The sequence below is a fragment of the Clostridium cellulovorans 743B genome (genome assembly GCF_000145275.1).
Taxonomy (GTDB): domain Bacteria; phylum Bacillota; class Clostridia; order Clostridiales; family Clostridiaceae; genus Clostridium_K; species Clostridium_K cellulovorans.
Genome location: NC_014393.1, coordinates 1,155,314 through 1,173,338 on the forward strand (window position 1 = coordinate 1,155,314; position 18,025 = coordinate 1,173,338).

Sequence of the window (18,025 nt, forward strand, 5' to 3'; positions counted from 1 at the left end):
GGTGTTTGATTAAAGAAATGTTGATGTGAGATAACTAAATTTTAATATAAGAGATTTTGAATGAGAAGAATGATATGATTATTGAAAATATATTTTTTTCTATTGATGATTTTATTATAAGTTAAAAATATCAAAGCATCAATAAAAAACAATAGAATATACGTTATATGAAGACCAAGTGTGATTATATATCCATAGCCCTGTAGATAATATAATATGGAAGATTTAAGTTTTTTTATAAATCATATTTTAGTGATATACTCATATTAAGTTGATTAGGGGGCGTTTATATGGAAAATCAATTAAAAATTAGAAAAGCATCTTTGGAGGATGTTAACTTGATAGCGGAGATTAAAACAAAGGCTTACAGGGATGAGAAAGAAAGATTTAAACCTGAAGAAGACAAGATTCCTAAGTGGTTCTATAGTGAATGGTACATAGATATACCAGAGAATATTCGATTGATAAATGAATATAACGTATACTTACTAACAGTTAATGAGGTGGTTATAGGAACATTTTGGGTTCATGATGTTTATGAAGATACTATTGAACTTGAAGATTTTTGTATATTGCCAGAATATCAAGGCTTTGGTTATGGTTATAAAGCCTTAAATATGATGGAAGGAATGTTTGAGAAAAAGAAAAGATGGGTTTTAGGAACTCCTTTTTATAGCATAAAAAACCATTACTTATATCAGAAAGCGGGTTATAAAAAAGTCGGAACAGTGTCTGATGAAACAGTTATAGTATATGAAAAAATTATGATATAAGTCTAAGATAAAATTTGAGCTAATATATAGCTCATTTTTTTTTGCATTTCTAAAACCTTTTGATGCTTTTCCTTGTCTAATAGATGTAAAATATGAATTACATGTAATTTAAGTTTTGAGGAGTTAAAATATGAATTTAGAGGAACAAGTGAAATTAGCGATTAAAGGCGATGAAGAAGTTTTTGAATACCTTATGGATATTAATAAGGAAGGGCTTTATCGTACTGCTATTGCTTATGCAAAAAATGAGCAAGATGCATTGGATATATTACAAGAGACGGTGTACAAAGCCTATATTTCCATAGATAAATTAAAGAAACCAGAGTATTTTAAAACCTGGCTCACTAAGATATTAATAAATAATGCAATCAACTTTACTAATAAAAAGAAAAAAATTGTGTACATAGAAAATCATAATGAAAAGGGCACAGCTTCCTACGAAGAGAAGAGCATAGATGAAAAATTAGATATTCTAGAGTCTATTGATAAGTTAGAAGAGAAATATAAGAAGGTAATAGTTCTAAAATACTTTCAAGATCTCACAATTACTGAAATTGCTGAAGTCCTTAATTGTCCCACAGGCACAATAAAAACTTATCTTAATAAAGCTTTAAAGAAGCTGAGATTATTTATGAATGAGGAGATAGTTTAACATTATGGATAATTTAGATAATTTGAAAAATGATATTAAAATTCCAAGCACAATAGACTTGGCAGTTAAAAAAGGAATTGAGAGAGGCAAAAAAGATAAGAGAAAGAAAAAACTTCAAAGTACATATAAAAAAGTTGCTGCTGTGATAGCGATTTTAGTTGTAACAACTTCATTCGTAGTCACTCATCCAAACATAGCGATGGCAATTCCAGGGGTAAAGTCAATCTTTAAGCTTATAGGCTATAGCTATAGAGGAGAAAACTTTGAAAAACTTCAGGAGTTTTCAAATAGTATAAATCAAACTGTAGAGAATAATGGGATAAAAGTAACCATTGATGAAGTAACGATTAATGATAATATTTTAGCAATTACTTCAACTGTTGAGGGTAACAATATTAAAAATGATGATAAATTTGGAAAGAGTCTTATAGAAGAAGTTCGCTATCACCAATTAATAAGCCTTAATGGTAAACATTTAAGTCATATGGTTGAAAATAAAAAGATTGATGATAATACACTGGTGACAATGACTTATGCAAATATTTCTGATATAGATTTAGAAGAGGTGGTGGATGTTGACATAGATATTAAGTCTATTGGAGAGGTATACGGTTCTTGGAATTTTAAGTTTCAAGTTTCTAAGGCGAACAAGGAAACAAATTCTAAAGTGATAAACGTAGATAAAACTATTAAAATACCAAAGAGCACCCTTAAGTTTGATAATGTAGTAATAAGTTCCTTAGGAAGCACGATAAATTACTCTGGTACTTATGATGCTGATAGTGTAATTTTCCGAAATAGTATTAGAGACTTTGTGGTTATGGATGATAAGGGAAAGATATTGCAAATAATGTCTCCAGGTGCGTCATTTTTCCCAGAAAAGTATCAAGGGAAGATAGAGATACTTAATGATTTAACTAATGTGAAGTCTTTAACTGTAATTCCTATATTTAAGTATTGGGGACTTAAGAGAATGTATATAGACGATTTTATTTATGATGTGTTACAAACAACAGTTAATAATAATTTTGATACTCCTCAAGAATTAATAACAGAGGATGGAAAAGCAATATCAGAAGAAAAAACAAGTGAAAATTCTTTGAATAAGAAGTTTTGTATGTTTAATATAGATAAAGCTAGAGCATTTTCATCCATAGAGGGATTAATTAATCAATCTATAAAAGTAGGAAATAGTAACACAGCAACAATTAGAAATATCGAAATTTCTGAAAAAGAAACAAAAGTTACTTTCAAAATAGATGGAAATGGTGCATATCCATATAGGCAAATTAGTGACATGGTTATTATAGACGAAACTTATAATAAAATTATAAATACAAAATATGAAGAAAAGGTTGTTTTTGAAAATTTAGATGAAGGAATTGTATCCATGAAGCTACCACCTATAGATAAAACAAAGAAATATAAGATAGCCCTTCCTATCATAGAGGAACCAGAAATTGATGAACAGTATAAAGCTAATATTGATTTAACCTGTTGTGCTAGCAGATAAGTTTTCATTAAAAGGATATTTATACCATGATTTTAGGCAGTCCTATCCTATTGTCTCATATACTGTTTTTGGAAATTATTATCCGAATACTAATTCTTTAATCTTTGATATTTCTATACCTATATTAAAAAATTTATTTATAAAATAGCAAAGATTATGAGCTAATATTTTATTTGATATTCTTGTGGCAAATCCCCAAGTTGATTTTGTAAGAACCCTCTGCATATTTAATTGCTCGGAGAGCTGAGAAAAAGTAGTTTCTACTCTACGACGAGCCTTGAATATCAACTGCCTAAAAGGTTTTAAAAGTTTAGTTTTACTATTGTTACGATTTATTGTTAAAAGACGAATGTACCTTGTTTCTTTTAATTGCGAAGCAACTTTTTGACCTATATATCCTTTATCACCTATTAGTATATCAATCTCTGAATTAGCTGTGAGTTCCCAGACGACATCTCTGTCATCAATATTTGCTGCTGTTACAGTAAAATCTGTGATATAGCCATCGAGGGCTACTAAAGCATGTAATTTGAATCCATAATATGTTTCTTTTTTCGAAGCGCATCGCCCGTAGGCAGCCTCCGGCTTAAAAGCTTTATGGAAATGAGCTCTCCCAAACTTACACACAGGAATTGGCATACTATCTGCAATTCTCATTCGGTCATATTGATAGTTAAGAAATTTCGTTAACTCTTTACGAATTTCATCAATGACTCGAAATAATGACTTTCTAACTCTATGAAACCTCGGCCTACTACAAAAGTTGGGAAATAAGTCTCGTAGGTTTTTAGAGCAAAATCCAAACCATGCTTTTTCAGAGTCAATGGTTAAGAGTTCACCTACTAAAGAAATCGTAATTATTTCGCTATCAGTCATTACTGATTTAGCGATGTTACGACGATTTTTAATAAATGTTGGAGTTACTTTTTGGTAAAAGTCATCAATTATAACATAAGTGACAACAATAAAATCTTTTAAGTCATTTATTGTTATGGTAGAATCTTTATTAAACTCTGGCATATAGGTTAGCCTCCTATCATTAGATTAGTGGTGTTTTTTAATGATAGGTTAGCAAATATGCTGGAGTTTTTCTATTTGTAAGTATTGCCAGCGTATTTAACTAGCACAACGGGTTGATTTAATAAAATGATAGGTTGAAATACAGGCTTTTAAAATAAAGTTTGATATTAAATTTGCAAAGTGAATCTCGCCTTACATATAAGTATAAACCCTTGTTGGAACATTGTCCAATAAGGGTTTTTGTTTTTAAAAGAAATATTTTTATTGAAAATCGATAAAAATATATTTAATCTTTCTCAGGCGTAAGTATAATTAGGTGAATTGTAACACGAGTTTCCCATTTGTAGCCCAAGAATCCCATTTTGAAAATGAAGTTCTCCTTTTGTAAGCGAAAGTCCCATTTTGAAAACAAATATCCAATTTTGTAATCCAAAATCCCGGTTAACATACTGTTTTTTCAGGAATTTTGCTATAATTATCTTACTGACATTTAAAAAAGTGCATGCCAAATAGAAGGTCGATCTTCGGTCGATTTTTTGTAATCGGAAAATCCACCCCTGCTGTAGTCATATATAAGGTAAGGTTTGCCGGTAGCCACTACTTATTTATATGTTATTTTTTGAGAAGTGCTGGTTTTAGAATGATTTCCTCAGCTGCTACTGAGAAACAATCTAACCTGTGTAGTAAATCTTCTCCATAGTAAAAGCTGAACGCCTGGAATGGACTCCTGTTGTTCAGCTTTTTTCTTTTGTATGAATTTATATGGTTCATCATAAGACATATGTCTTTTTGGTCTAAAAGCTCAAAAGTAGTCCCTTTAGGGAGAATTCTTCGAACTAACTCATGATTTACCTCTATGGAGCCCTTTTGATAAGGGCTGCTTGGATCACAATAAAACACATAAGTTCTTCTAAGTCCATCAGGTCCAAATTCAATGGCTTTCGGATTGGAGAACTCACTGCCATTATCCGTAAGGATGACTGGAAACAAATTCTTAAACTCTGTTTTCCTATTACCTGATAAATATGTTCAAAAACATCAATAACCGACTGTGAGGTATTTGAATCACGCACGAACGCCAACATAAGACTAGTATTCACAAAGTGAATGGTTAATAGGACATTTCCACCTTTGCTTCCTATAACGGAATCCATTTGTACAATAGAAAGCTCTGGATTCTTTTCCATAAAGGCTTGAAAATCTTTGTAATTCCGGCCTATACGGCATCCTTTATCAACTTTGAATTCTGATTTCTTGTAGCGTGGTCGATATTTTACCTTGCGTGGTAAGTCAATGTTTCGTACATCAAAGAGGCATGCATCTATGTAGTTATAGAGTGTCTTTTCACTACACATGAGCTCATTTATATGATCGATATATATCTGGTGTATCGATTGACCTTGTTTAATCAGTGGTGAAATCAAAGTATTCAGTCTTGCAAGCTCCGCTTCACTTGAGAGAATTCCACTCCTTGCATCTGATATGTTTTCTTCAAAGGCGGTCTGGGCATCATCTGCATAATACATCATTTTTTTAAGAGTACATCTGTTAAGCTGTCCACACCCATTACAAACATAAGGTGGTTTAAAACTACTTGAACAGATTTCTTCTTCAAACTCTGAACAAAGATCATTGCAGTTGCGACAAATCTTACAGTACTGTGCTGAAGGATGAGTACACTCTTCTTTTTTGCATATACGTTTTAGTTTGCAGCTTGAGCGGCGTTTACAGGTATTGTATGGCCACCCACTGTATCCAGTTTTTATTTCAGTTGCATGCTTCTTTATCTCCTTGGCGATAGTAGTACGATCTTTCTTAACTATCTTGCCAATTGCTCCAAAAGAAAGATTTTCTTTTAAACACGCCTGAATATCAAGGCGTTCTTCGTAAGTTAAATATTTAGACATGATTATCTCCTTATCCGCCACCAGCATAACAAGGATAGCAATCATGTTAAACTATTTCAATCATCAAACAAAAGAAGACCAACCATTAACATTGATTAGTCTTCTAGCATTACTATTTGTAAAGGAAAAATCTATACACCCTTTATCAATACAAACTATATTAATCCTACTAGAAACAAGCCTAATAGCATGGATTTTCATTTTACAATTAAGGGTAAGTATAATTATATTATGTAATTAGGAAGCGTTTTTGAAATGGAGAGATTAAAATGAGTAAAGTAATATCGGTTTTTAAGAAGGCACCTTTTCCAGCAGTGGTTACGGTAATTTCTTTCTTATTCTTTATATTCATATATAGTGGTGAATTTGTGTCAGCAATTACTCCGCATTACGTTAGAAAACTAATGTATTCAATTCCATTTATAACTTTTGGATTTATAACTTTTTTAGCTACAAAAAGAAAGTTAAGTTGTTTTGCTTCATGTACAATAACAGGAGTGTTGATCCATATTTGTCCTGAACTACTGTTAGTTTTAGCTATTTTCTTTGCTTTTGCAGATGGTGACGATCTGGCGACAAAAGATATAAATAAATATGGAAAAGCGTTAAGGCTAACAAATCATTCCTTAACAAAATATTTTCCAAAGAAGATTCCAGAGAACGCAAGAAACATTACATTTAGTTATAGTCCTGAGTTTATGTAGGCAGAGGAAGAGTTTATCTTAAAACTTCAATTAGATTCAGATTATATTGATAGTTATATTGATACATTCTCGGAGAAAGCAAAATGGATAGGAAAAGTAAGTGATAGTGAAGCTAATGAAAATTGCTTGTATTCACAGCGATTACATATATTTGGTTATGGGCGGTCACCAGAAGAGTTTATGATTTATGTGTTTTATAGTAAGCCTAATCCTAATGGTGGGATGGAGCATTATAGTGTAAGTTTTGTAGCTATAAGTAAAGAAACAAACGAGATGATATTTTTCGCACAACATTGGTAATGAAAATTTAGTTAAGGTATAATTACATATACAAATTATAAACTATTTATAAAGAAAAAATAAATTATTATGTAGAATGTTGGTAATCGATTTCTGTTGAGAGTATAATCTAAATATGTCTTGCAAAATCAATGCAAAGTCTGGGGATAATGGATAATAAATCTCAACAGGAGAAATATATGAAGAAAAAGAATATAGTTTGGATAGGGTTATTTTTAATTATAGGTGTTCATATTACCAAAACCGTTTATATTAGCATAAAGTATAATATTGATCGTATACAAACAACTATGGTGCAAAATATAAAAACGTTTAGCAGTGAAAATTTATCAAACAAAGCTGTTAAAAAAATTCCTGCATATGAAGTAGAAAATACTACTGATTTGGAAAAGGATAAAGAAGTAGCTTTAGAGATTTTTGGTTTTTCAAAAGATTGTTATATCGATGAGCAAGAAGACAGAATAATCTTTAGTGATGGTAGTAAGAACTTGGATGTATATAAAAATACAGGAGGTTTCTATTATACAGATAATTCAGCGAGAAGTAGTTCTACGAATATAGATTTAAGCAAAGTTGATGTTAATAAAATATATGAGAAATGTGAACAGATACTAGAAACTCTTGATATTGAAGATGTATCAAGAGGTGATATTGTACCAGGTAGTACAAGCTATACTGGTAATAGTGATATTCCTACTATTACTCTAATAAGTGTAGGTTATGCTAGGCTTTTAGATAATAAAAAAGTAGGCGGATTTGGTTCAATTAGCTTCAGTTTTGATAGTGAAGGCAATATAGCTTCAGCGATGGTCAGTGTAAAAAGGTACAAGGAAGTAGGGAAGGTACCAGTAGTATCAGCTAAAGCAGCTTTAAATAGATTCAAGGATGGAGAAAATGGACATCTTAGTACCGATGATAGCAAGTCTACGGAAGCTATCATTAAAGAGGCAGAATTAGTGTACTGGATAGATGACTTTTATAAAGATAAAATAATATTAAAGCCTGTTTATTTAATGAAGGGTAAAACTTTAGATAGTGATAAAAAAGAAAATGCCGATGTGAGAATAATTACTAGCGCCGTTGGCTAGAAAATAGAAAAAATAAGAGGTGAACATTAAATGTCTATTGACTATACAAATAAAAAGATCACTGAATATAAAGATTTTGTAGCTATAGTAGAAGAAGTTGGATTTATGCCATTCTCGAAAAATTCTTTAGGCTTCATAAATCTTGATGATTTAACAGTTCCAGAGCAATGGCATACAAACTTGCCTTCAGACCCATGGCCTTGGCGTGTGGATATCGAAAGAGATGGCAAAGCCGCCTATGGAAAACTTTTTGGCAAAAAGCCAGGGTTTATTTCTCTTAAGTGGTATCCAACATTTTTAGCAGCAAGGAGAAAAGGCAGAAGTTTTCAAGAGGCGTATTCTGATGGTCTTATGAGTAACTACGCAAAACAAATATATAATTTGTTTGAAGAACATGAAATTTTGGCTGTCCATGAAATCAAAACATTGCTTGGAATTACGAAGGAGACAAACTCACAATATGAAGCTGCTATGTGTGAACTTCAAATGGGAATGTTTATAACAGTAAACGGAACAAAACAAAAAATAAACTCTAAGGGTGAACCATATGGCTGGCCTTCCACAGCCTATTCAACGGTGGAAACTTGGGTAGGACAAGAAATGATTGAAGATGCAGAGTCTATTATACCAGAGGATGCTATGGATGAAATTCTTGAAAAGATTTATGAATTCATTCCTGATGCTAAAAGAACAAAATTAAAAAGTTTCATAGGGTTTTAAATTCGAAATAGTGATATTATGAAAAGTAATAGTGCATATGTTGCACTTAAAAAGCGATATTGCTTTCATAAGTGATATATATTTAATGTAGAAATATTATTATAGCTTATATATTATAAAAAGTAGTATCATAAAAAGTAGTGGTATTATTAAAGGTAGTAACATCATTAAAAGCAGTACTATTATTGACGTAAGGAGCATCATTAATGGGAGAAAAGATAAAGTTAAACAAAAAAGTTGATTTATCTAGTAAAGAGGAGTATGAAAGATGCGTTAGTGAATTGATTAATCATGAAATGGTTGAATCAATGAAAGATTTCATACAACATGGAGATATAACCTGTTTAGATCATTGTCTTTCTGTGTCCTACTATAGTTACTTAGTTTGCAAGAAGTTTGGTTTTGATTATCATTCGGCAGCTAGAGGTGGATTGCTTCATGATTTTTTCTTGTATGATTGGCATGAAGAGAGGACTTATGATGGATTACATGGCTTTGAACATCCTAATATTGCGTTAAATAATGCAAATAAATACTTTAATTTAAATGAGATAGAGAAAGACATAATCAAGAAACATATGTGGCCGCTAACAGTGAAGTTTCCAAAGTATAAGGAAGCATATGTGGTATCTTTTGTAGATAAATACTGTGCAATTTTGGAGACGGTTAATGGAAGGAGGAAACGATGATAGATTTATTTTTAACTGAACCTAATGAAAAATATAAAAGAAGCTTTGAAAATTATATTTTAGCTTATAAAAAAATAAATGATGAAAATTATTTTAATAAATATAAAAGAGCCTTAGAAAATTTCTATGAGTATTTGAATTACTTAAAGGAGCATTCAGAGGGAAAAAATTTACCTCAGGGATATGTTGCTACTTCAACATTTTGGTTAATTGATAGAGAAGAAGTTGTTGGAGTTGTGAGAGTTAGACACCAAGAGGTAGATACTGCTGGTCATATAGGTTATGATATATCACCTGATTATAGGAATAAAGGATATGGGTTTCAAATTTTGAAGTTGGCACTGAAGAAGGCTGCAAAGATAGGAATTAAAGATGCAATTGTAACTTGTAATATAGAAAATATAGCTTCTAAAAAAATTATAGAAAAGAACAATGGAAAATTCTTAGAAACTATTTTTGATGAAGAGGAAGATGAGCATTTATATAAGTATAGTATTAATTTGACTAGTAGCTTATAACTTAATAAAGAAAAATAATAGAACCTCTGATTAACGGATAATAAGCTGTTAGTCAGAGGTTTATATTATATTCTGGGATAACTAAAAAATCCTTTTAGTAGTCTGAGGTGTTACCTAAAACTAATGCTTCAGACTTTTCGAGAAATTTTTGTATTTCTGTTGAGTCAAGAAATGGTTCTCCAATAAGACTATGCTTACGGTCACTAGGTTCATTTGTATGAAAATCTGAGCCAGCTGTATAATAGGAAAATTTTTCAGTGGCAACGCTTATAAAAGACCTTATCTGATAATCAGTGGAACGGCTATATTTTGCTTCTATTCCGTCAAATGGCATGTTCAAGAGCCAAGGTAGATTTTTTTCTGAGATACGAACAGGGTGGGCTAACACTACACTTGCCCCACAGGTTTTTAGAAGGAAAATTCCATCAACAGTAGATAAATGTTTATTGGCATGATGTTTTCTATAGCAATCTAGTATTCCTGTGACTTTATAAGCTTCACGGGCTTTTACTAACCTTAAAATTCTATGGAAATCGAGACTATTATATCTATCATCCTTGAAGTAGCCTAAGACATGAATGCTTTCATCATCAAATCTAGTTGATAATTCAATAGCAGGTATTACAGAAACCCCAAATTCTTTACCTGCTTCTGAGGCTTCATAAATTCCATCTATTGAATTGTGGTCAGAGATAGCAATAGTATCTATGCCTCGGCTTTTAGCGAACATTACTACTTGGCGAGGGTTAAGATAACCGTCCGAGGCTGTTGTGTGAATGTGAAAATCACCTCGGGTGAACATAGTATCAGCTCCTTTATCTTTCTTTAGTAATTTAAATGGCAGATATAAAAAAATAATCTTAGTATTAATATATTGTCTATAGAGATTTTTGTAGCATTATGATATATAAGATTTTTGTAGATTCTGGTTTTGGTATTCTTATAGCCTTCATGTTTTTTTCGATCTTTTTTAGGAGCTACGTTTATTGTTATTTTAGGCAAATGTGTACCAAAAAAGATTTATAACTTACATAGTTTCTTTATAAGAAAATTTAATTTATTAATAAACTCCTCAAAAATATAAAAATCAATATTCGACATATTTTGCTAAAGAGGATATTTTATCTGACGATATTAGATATAAACGTATTTGAAATATGCCATCTATAGAATAAAGAAATAAGCCAAAGATTACAAAGTGAGGAAAGAGAGATGAAAGACAATAGTCAGATAAAGATTTTGGTTGTGGATGATACGCCTTTTAACATTAAAATTGTAAGTACAATTCTTCAAGAGGTAGGCTACAACATTTACAGTACAACTTCGGGCCGTGAAGCTCTTGAAATGGTCAAAAACATTAGATTTAATTTGATTCTTCTAGATGTGATGATGCCTGAAATGGATGGTTATGAGGTTATTAGAAAGCTAAAAAATGATGAGGATACAAGAGATATACCTATAATTTTCCTTACAGCAAGAGGTGATAGCGAAAGTGTTGTAAGAGCCTTTGACGAGGGGGCTTATGATTATTTGATAAAGCCTTTTAATCCAAAGGAATTATTGTCACGTGTTAAGACTCATATTGAATTAAAGTTTGCTAGGGAAAATTTAGAGGAGGCAAACAAGACAAAGGATAAGTTTTTATCAATTATAGGACATGATTTGAAGAATCCTATTGGAGCAATTAATGGGTTTGCAATGGAACTTAAGGAAAATATCGATTCAATAGATATAGATGAGATAAAGTATTATACTGATAGGATTTTTAAAAATTCAAATACAGTAAGTAACTTGCTACAGAATTTACTTCAATGGGCAAGATCACAGAATGGGAAAATTGAGTACAACCCTAAAATCTTAAACCTATACAGTATTGTAGAAAATAGTGTTACCCTTTATATGTTAAATGCCAATGCTAAAAAGATAGAAGTAATGGTGTTAGTTGACGAGAATATAGAAGTTTATGCAGACTTTAATATGTTAGATACAGTGATAAGGAATTTCTTATCAAATGCTATTAAGTTTACCAAAAACGGAGGCCAAATAGCAATAAAGGCAAAGGAAGAAGATAACTTTTTTAGACTTATTATAAGAGATACTGGAGTAGGAATAAAAGAAGAGGATTTGAATAACTTATTTGCAATAGATTCCAATATGAGTACAAAGGGTACAAACCAAGAAGAGGGGACAGGTTTAGGCCTTATATTATGTAAAGAATTTGTTGAGAAAAATGGTGGCGAAGTTTTTGTTGAAAGCGTATATGGAGAGGGCAGTTCCTTTTCCTTTACAATACCTAAATTGGAGAAAAGATAATGAAAAGAGGTATATCTAAAAAGCATCAAGCATTAGTTTTTCCAATACTAGATATAGCCTTAAATGGACTCAATTATTTTTTTCATATATTTATTAGTTGGTATTTTATACCTGAAAAATATGGGACATTAAATTCACTTCTTTCTTTATTAGCTATACTATTAGTTGGAGGAATAGCATTTCAAACCTTTACTGCAAAAAGTACAGCAGAAAGTGGATTATCTATAAGCAACACAATTAATATTATTAAAACAGCCATATATTTTAACGCTAGTGCAGCTATAATTTTAATTTTAAATATTGTATTTATGAAAAATTTTACAAGGGCTAGTTATCTATCTGTTTTGCTTATAATAATCATTTTTCTTGTTAATGTAATGTTAAGTGTTTTTAGGGGGATGTTTCAAGGGACAGGGGAATTTTTAAATTTAAATAAAAGTTTTTATTGTGAAGTATCATTTAAAATACTGTATCTATTCGCTTTTTTAAAAAAGTATCCAAGTATAAATACAGTATTGCTATCTATACTTTTTGGTATGTTAGTTGCTATTGTTTATGGGTTCATAAAAAATAGAAACAGATTAAATTTTAATATAAATTTCTTGGAGATAGTAAGTGTTAAGAAAGAGGCAATAAAGTTATTAAAAATATTTATTGTAAATTTCTTTTTTTATTTCTTTACTTCAATTGATATGCTGATGGTCAATTATTTTCTTCCTGAAAAAGCAGGTGTTTTTGCAGTTATTTTAAAGTATAATCAAATTCTTCAGTTTGCGACTTTTAGTATTCTAACCGTATTCATAACCATATTAAGTAAAAATATAAATAACAAACCTGAGTTTGTTAAAAAAGCATCTTTAGCTGCTTCTATAATTGGAGGAATTAGTTTTGTAGCTATAATATTATATAATTATGTTTTACCTCCAACGGTAGGTTTGTTTTTTGGTACAGCTTATAGTGAAGCTGGAAAGTACTTGGTCTTTGGTCTTATTCCATATATATTTATGGTATTTTCGTTTCTAATAATAAATATAAATGTGGTTCTTGAGAAAACCAGATATATAGGAGTTTTGCTAATAGCAACTATTATAATTACTAGTTTATTATTTAATTTTCATAGTAGCATAAAAAGTATTCTTATTGTAGAAAGTGTATTCTACTTTTTGCTTATGCTAGTTTTACTTTTGCAATTGAAATTTGAAACCAGCGAAAGGAGTTGCCAGAATGGAGATTAGTAACTATGAAGTAGAAAAAAGTGATAAGATTACTTTGCTTTTTTTATCTTGGAGAGATATACAAGCACCTAAAAAAGGCGGTGCAGAAGTATTTACCCATGAAATGCTTAAAAGAATTGATTTTGAAAAGTATAGGGTAATACATATATCTCCTAGCTTTCAGAATTCAAAGGACGTTGAGATTTTAGATAATATTACGTATATTAGAGTTGGCAATTCAATTTCGGTTATTTGGGAAGCAAGAAAATTTTATATGAAGAACAAAGATAAAGTTAATTTTGTTGTTGATCAGTGTAACACTCATCGCTTTTTCACGAAGTTTTGGGTGGAACATAAAAAACGAATATTTTTTATCCATCAACTTACTAGGGAGATATGGTTCCTAAATGCGAAATTCCCAATAAATTTAATTGGATATATTACTGAGACACCATTTTTAAGACTTTCAAAAAATGATTATACTATGACTGTATCAGAATCTACAAGACAAGATTTACTTAAAATCGGATTTAAAAATGATAAGGTGAGAATTTTACCTGAGGGTATAGAATTTGAACATTGGAAAGAAGAAGAATTTTCCCAAAAAGAAAAAGTTCCTACTTTTGTCTATGTTGGCAGATTTGTTAATTATAAAGGTATCGATGCTTCAATATTAGCCTTCGCTAAAATTAAAAAGGAATATCCTGAGGCTAAGCTTTATATTGTAGGAAAGAAAAATGATAAATATATTGAAAATAATCTAAAGCCAATTTTTCAAAATGAAAATATTACATGGGGCAATCGAGAGGAAAACAGAGATGTAACTTTATTTGGTTTTGTCAGTGATGAAGAAAAATTGAAATTAATGAGTATGTCCCATGGTTTACTTTTCCCATCACAAAGGGAAGGGTGGGGGCTTATAGTAACTGAAGCTGCAGCAGTAGGTACTCCTAGTATTGTGTATAACTCACCAGGAATAATAGATGCAGTAGACAATGGTAAAGCGGGATATTTGTGTGACGAAAATACCCCAGATAATCTTTACAAGCTTATGAAAAGAGTAATAGAAAGAAAAGATGAATATGAGGAATATAGAGAAAATGCATATAGATACTCACTTAAATTTCATTGGGATAAAACAGCAAAAAGCTTTGATGATTTTATAAATGAGGTAATAAAAGATAGATAAGCTGAAGAAGGAGCAAAATATATGAGTAATGGAAGAGTTTCAATAGTATTTTCTACCTATAACAGTTCAGAATATATTGAGAGATGTTTAGAGAGCTGTCTTAATCAAGATTATGGGGATTTATTTATTATAATTGCAGATGATGGTTCAACAGATGATACTATAAAAAAGATTGAGGAAAAATGTGGAACATGCGATAACTTTAGACTTATACCGCTGCCTCATGGTGAAAGAGGTATTGCAAGATCAACGGCAATAGCTGAAGCTAAGAAGTTAAAATCTGATTATATTTATATAATTGATTCAGATATGGTTTTAAAAGATAACTTAATTTCTGAATGTATTGATTTTTTAGGGGAAAATAAAACCGTTGGTGCACTTGTTATTCCAGAAATAGCATTTTCAGATTACAACAATTTTTATTCAAAGGTAAAAGTATTTGAAAGAAATGTAATAAATGATGCTGGCGAGGATATCGGAAGTAACTCCGTTGAGGCAGCTCGGTTTTGGAAAATGGAAGCTTATGATGCATCAGGTGGGATTAATGTTCATCAGATTTCTTTTGAGGAGACACAGCCTACAATAAGATATATTGAAAATGGTGGTATAATTAAAAGGGCTATTTTCACAGGGGTATATCATGATGAAAAGGAAGTAACACTAAAAAATATTGTTAAGAAAAAAAGATATTATTTCAGTGTTATGAATACAACAATAGAAACAGAACAAGGTGGAGCTAAAAAAGCATTTTCAAGATGGTTCTTTTTTAGGCCAGTATTGTATAGGAAAGAAAACCTGAAAAAATATGTAAAACATCCAGTATTAACACTAGGGATGATTTATATGTATTTGGTTTTGACGTTAGTAGGAATAGAAGAAATTTTAAAAGCTAAAATAAGAGGAAAAAAATAATCCAACTATTGGATTATTTTTTTATATATATTGAAGTATTAGAATTTAGTTGATGTTTATCATAATTACATAAGTTTTCAGCTGAGAGAAGCTCTTCTAAATTTTTAGTTATTTCATTATCTGAAGCCGTTAATAATTTGTTATCAACTATAATGAAAAACTCTTTATTATAGAGTTTCATAATATTTTTTAATTCTTCTTTATCAATAGAAATTTTCGAATAATTATTAGTTTCTTTAGAATTTTCTTTAATATAATCTGAATACTCTATAGCCTCACGAAGAATCATTTTTCCTTGATCATTTACTTTCCAAGGCTTTGTAATATATCTAAAAATATCTCCTTTATTTATTGCATCAAGAATAGATGGAACTTGAGAATAACCAGATAAAACCACCCTCACAATATGCGGATGTGTACTCTTTATTAGTTCGAGAAGTTGAAGTCCACTTACATTGGGCATTATCATATCAGTTACAATAACATCTATTTTTTCTTTATTAACAATTTCCATAGCCTCTAAGACATTTTTGGCAAAAAATTTATTATATTTCTCATCTTTTAATATTCGGTTTATTAATGTTAGTACATCTTCTTGGTCATCAACAAATAGAATTGAATGAGAATAGGTCATTTTATTCCTCCACTAGTATGATTTCAATTTGATTTAGATGATCTTCTAAGTTCTTGGCTAAGCTCTTAATTTCAACCATATTATTTTCTTTTGCAGCTAACTCAAGTTTTAAAGCTATACTGGACATGTAATCAAAGCCATAGCCTCCAGCTGTGCCCTTTATACTATGGCCAAGGAAACTTATAGAAGCATAATCCATATTAGCAACAGCAACCTTTAAGGCTTCTATATCATTAAAACGATTCTTTATGAAATTTGGAATTAGGTCTTCTAATTCACTGGTCACATGTACGATATTATTATTCATTTAAAGTACCTCCATTTGAAGAACGTCTTTTATTGTATCAAGCAACACTGCCTTTTTTACTGGTTTTGTTAGTACAAAGTTACAGCCTGCTTCAAGAGCCTTTTCAATGTCTTCATCAAAGGCGTAGGCAGTTAGGGCAGAGATAGTTGTCTTAGGTAAGTTGTTTTCTATTTCGTAATTTCTGATAAGTCTGGTAGAGGTATAGCCATCCATTATAGGCATCTGAATATCCATCAATATTAAATCATAGTTGTTATTTTTGAATTTCTCAAAGGCTTCTTCACCATTTTCTGCAGTATCAACAACTAGTGTGGTTTTCTTTAAAAAAGCTTTCATCAAAAATCTATTGTCCTCAGAATCATCTACTAATAATATATTTTTGGACTGCGGTATCGTAGCTGTTTCTATAGAATTAGGAGTTTCATTTGTAACAATATCAGTAGGTAATTCAAATTCACAATCAAAAATGAAAGTAGTACCTATATCCAATTTACTATCAACAGATATATGCCCATTCATGGCAGCAAGATGTTTTTTTGTTATAGCAAGTTCTAATTCGGGACCATTCCAGCTTTGGGAAGGCGAACTAATAACTTGAGAAAATGAATCGAAAATATAAGGTAGCTGTTTATCATCAATGCCAGCACCAGTGTCTTTTACCATAAAGTTTATGGAAACTTTGTTGCTACTTCTGTGACGAATTGAAGCATCAAAGATTATTTCACCTTTATCGGTAAATTTTATAGCATTATCTATCAAAGTTGAGATTATTCGATTAAGCTTTTCGTCATCGCCAATTAGAGTTTCAGGTATTTTGTTATCAAACTTATATATAAAGTTTAGTCCTTTCTCTTCTGCAGTAGTAACATACTTATTTATTGAATCATTTATTAATTGGTTAAAATTAAATAAGTTTTTATTCATATTGGCATTTGGTGATTGGAGCTCCAACATTTCATCTATAAGTTTTAATAAATTTGTAGAAGACCTTTTTAGTAATTTTAAATAACTATCATTACAAGAGTCGGAGTTATTTTCCGATAAAAGTTCTATAGTACCAATAATTGAGTTTAAAGGAGTTCTAATCTCATGGCTTATAGTGGATAAAAAGTTTGATTTAAGATTTGATGACTCCTTAGCTATATTCTTCAGTTGAACTTCGTTAGTTACATCATTAATATAAGTCAAGAAATAAATTAAGTTATTATTAGAATCATATATAGGATGTTTAGTTACCTTATTAAAAACTTTATCACCATTAGCTAATAAATTTACTACTTCTAAAGTACAGTTTTCTTCTGTATTAGATATATTTATTATCTTTAGTTTTGTTGCATCGTCTGAACCTATAGATAATATGTCATATAAGTTTCTGTTTATTATTTCATCAGGATTAAGCTTAACAGATTTTATATATGACAAATTGGCATATAGTACTGGATTTCCAAGTTTATTTGGATTTGAAATCAAAATCCCAACTGGGACATTATCTAGCAGATGAGAGATGAGGGAAGAACCATCTTCACTACAAAATACTTTAGAGAAAATATTATTTAAATTATTTATCATAAG

The 18,025-nt window shown here is 30.5% G+C and carries 17 protein-coding genes and 1 pseudogene; 12 read left to right on the forward strand and 6 right to left on the reverse strand.

From position 1 onward, the window contains the following. The first annotated feature begins 290 nt into the window (after positions 1-290). The 3 genes from CLOCEL_RS04775 (at position 291) to CLOCEL_RS04785 (ending at position 2,938) form a co-directional block, all read left to right on the forward strand. Positions 291-773: a GNAT family N-acetyltransferase gene (locus tag CLOCEL_RS04775; RefSeq protein WP_010076438.1), complete on the forward strand. Its 483-nt coding sequence runs from the start codon at positions 291-293 to the stop codon at positions 771-773. Positions 774-903: 130 nt separating this feature from the next. Beyond that, positions 904-1,425, forward strand: a complete 522-nt coding sequence (locus tag CLOCEL_RS04780; protein ID WP_010076437.1) for a sigma-70 family RNA polymerase sigma factor — start codon at positions 904-906, stop codon at positions 1,423-1,425. A 4-nt stretch (positions 1,426-1,429) separates the two neighbouring features. Beyond that, on the forward strand, positions 1,430-2,938 hold the full coding sequence (locus CLOCEL_RS04785) for a DUF4179 domain-containing protein (protein WP_013291630.1): 1,509 nt from the start codon (positions 1,430-1,432) through the stop codon (positions 2,936-2,938). Positions 2,939-3,016: 78 nt separating this feature from the next. Here CLOCEL_RS04785 and CLOCEL_RS04790 read toward each other — a convergent pair whose 3' ends face one another. Together CLOCEL_RS04790 and CLOCEL_RS04795 are read right to left on the reverse strand one after the other, a co-directional pair. Then, positions 3,017-3,958 carry an IS982 family transposase gene (locus CLOCEL_RS04790; RefSeq protein ID WP_010077629.1) on the reverse strand — a complete coding sequence of 314 codons (942 nt, stop codon included), beginning with the start codon at positions 3,956-3,958 and terminating at the stop codon, positions 3,017-3,019. A 612-nt stretch (positions 3,959-4,570) separates the two neighbouring features. Then, positions 4,571-5,865 (reverse strand): annotated as a pseudogene (locus CLOCEL_RS04795) (IS30 family transposase). Positions 5,866-6,134: 269 nt separating this feature from the next. Between CLOCEL_RS04795 and CLOCEL_RS04800 the strand changes: the two are divergent. From CLOCEL_RS04800 to CLOCEL_RS04820, 5 genes are all read left to right on the forward strand, one after another. Further along, complete coding sequence (locus tag CLOCEL_RS04800; protein WP_010076435.1) at positions 6,135-6,569, forward strand: hypothetical protein; 435 nt, start codon at positions 6,135-6,137, stop codon at positions 6,567-6,569. Positions 6,570-7,048: 479 nt separating this feature from the next. Then, positions 7,049-7,957: a hypothetical protein gene (locus CLOCEL_RS04805; RefSeq protein WP_010076433.1), complete on the forward strand. Its 909-nt coding sequence runs from the start codon at positions 7,049-7,051 to the stop codon at positions 7,955-7,957. A gap of 30 nt (positions 7,958-7,987) precedes the next feature. Then, positions 7,988-8,677, forward strand: a complete 690-nt coding sequence (locus CLOCEL_RS04810; RefSeq protein ID WP_010076432.1) for an AlkZ-related protein — start codon at positions 7,988-7,990, stop codon at positions 8,675-8,677. Positions 8,678-8,883: 206 nt separating this feature from the next. After that, on the forward strand, positions 8,884-9,366 hold the full coding sequence (locus CLOCEL_RS04815; protein ID WP_010076431.1) for an HD domain-containing protein: 483 nt from the start codon (positions 8,884-8,886) through the stop codon (positions 9,364-9,366). Next, entirely contained in the window at positions 9,363-9,884 is a 522-nt protein-coding gene (locus CLOCEL_RS04820) for a GNAT family N-acetyltransferase (RefSeq protein ID WP_010076430.1), read from the forward strand. Before CLOCEL_RS04815 ends, CLOCEL_RS04820 begins: the two co-directional genes overlap by 4 nt. A gap of 94 nt (positions 9,885-9,978) precedes the next feature. Here CLOCEL_RS04820 and CLOCEL_RS04825 read toward each other — a convergent pair whose 3' ends face one another. Next, the gene (locus tag CLOCEL_RS04825; RefSeq protein WP_010076429.1) at positions 9,979-10,686 is read right to left on the reverse strand and encodes a PHP domain-containing protein; all 708 of its coding nucleotides are present in this window, start codon (positions 10,684-10,686) and stop codon (positions 9,979-9,981) included. Between the two features lie 410 nt (positions 10,687-11,096). On the opposite strand from CLOCEL_RS04825, the gene CLOCEL_RS04830 reads away from it, so the two are divergent. From CLOCEL_RS04830 to CLOCEL_RS04845, 4 genes are read left to right on the forward strand one after another with little or no spacing between them, the layout of a single operon-like run. Next, positions 11,097-12,197, forward strand: a complete 1,101-nt coding sequence (locus CLOCEL_RS04830; RefSeq protein ID WP_010076428.1) for a hybrid sensor histidine kinase/response regulator — start codon at positions 11,097-11,099, stop codon at positions 12,195-12,197. Continuing rightward, on the forward strand, positions 12,197-13,432 hold the full coding sequence (locus tag CLOCEL_RS04835) for an MATE family efflux transporter (protein ID WP_010076427.1): 1,236 nt from the start codon (positions 12,197-12,199) through the stop codon (positions 13,430-13,432). Before CLOCEL_RS04830 ends, CLOCEL_RS04835 begins: the two co-directional genes overlap by 1 nt. Continuing rightward, positions 13,422-14,600, forward strand: a complete 1,179-nt coding sequence (locus CLOCEL_RS04840; protein WP_013291631.1) for a glycosyltransferase family 4 protein — start codon at positions 13,422-13,424, stop codon at positions 14,598-14,600. Before CLOCEL_RS04835 ends, CLOCEL_RS04840 begins: the two co-directional genes overlap by 11 nt. 21 nt (positions 14,601-14,621) lie before the next feature. After that, positions 14,622-15,512, forward strand: coding sequence for a glycosyltransferase family 2 protein (locus CLOCEL_RS04845; RefSeq protein WP_010076424.1), 891 nt, complete (start codon positions 14,622-14,624; stop codon positions 15,510-15,512). A gap of 13 nt (positions 15,513-15,525) precedes the next feature. On the opposite strand, the gene CLOCEL_RS04850 is transcribed toward CLOCEL_RS04845, so the two are convergent. From CLOCEL_RS04850 to CLOCEL_RS04860, 3 genes are read right to left on the reverse strand one after another with little or no spacing between them, the layout of a single operon-like run. After that, positions 15,526-16,146, reverse strand: coding sequence for a response regulator (locus CLOCEL_RS04850; RefSeq protein WP_010076423.1), 621 nt, complete (start codon positions 16,144-16,146; stop codon positions 15,526-15,528). Between the two features lies 1 nt (position 16,147). Beyond that, a complete protein-coding gene (locus CLOCEL_RS04855; RefSeq protein ID WP_010076422.1) occupies positions 16,148-16,453 on the reverse strand; it encodes an Hpt domain-containing protein in 306 nt (101 codons plus the stop codon). Further along, positions 16,454-18,022, reverse strand: a complete 1,569-nt coding sequence (locus CLOCEL_RS04860; protein ID WP_010076421.1) for a response regulator — start codon at positions 18,020-18,022, stop codon at positions 16,454-16,456. Between the last annotated feature and the right edge of the window lie 3 nt (positions 18,023-18,025).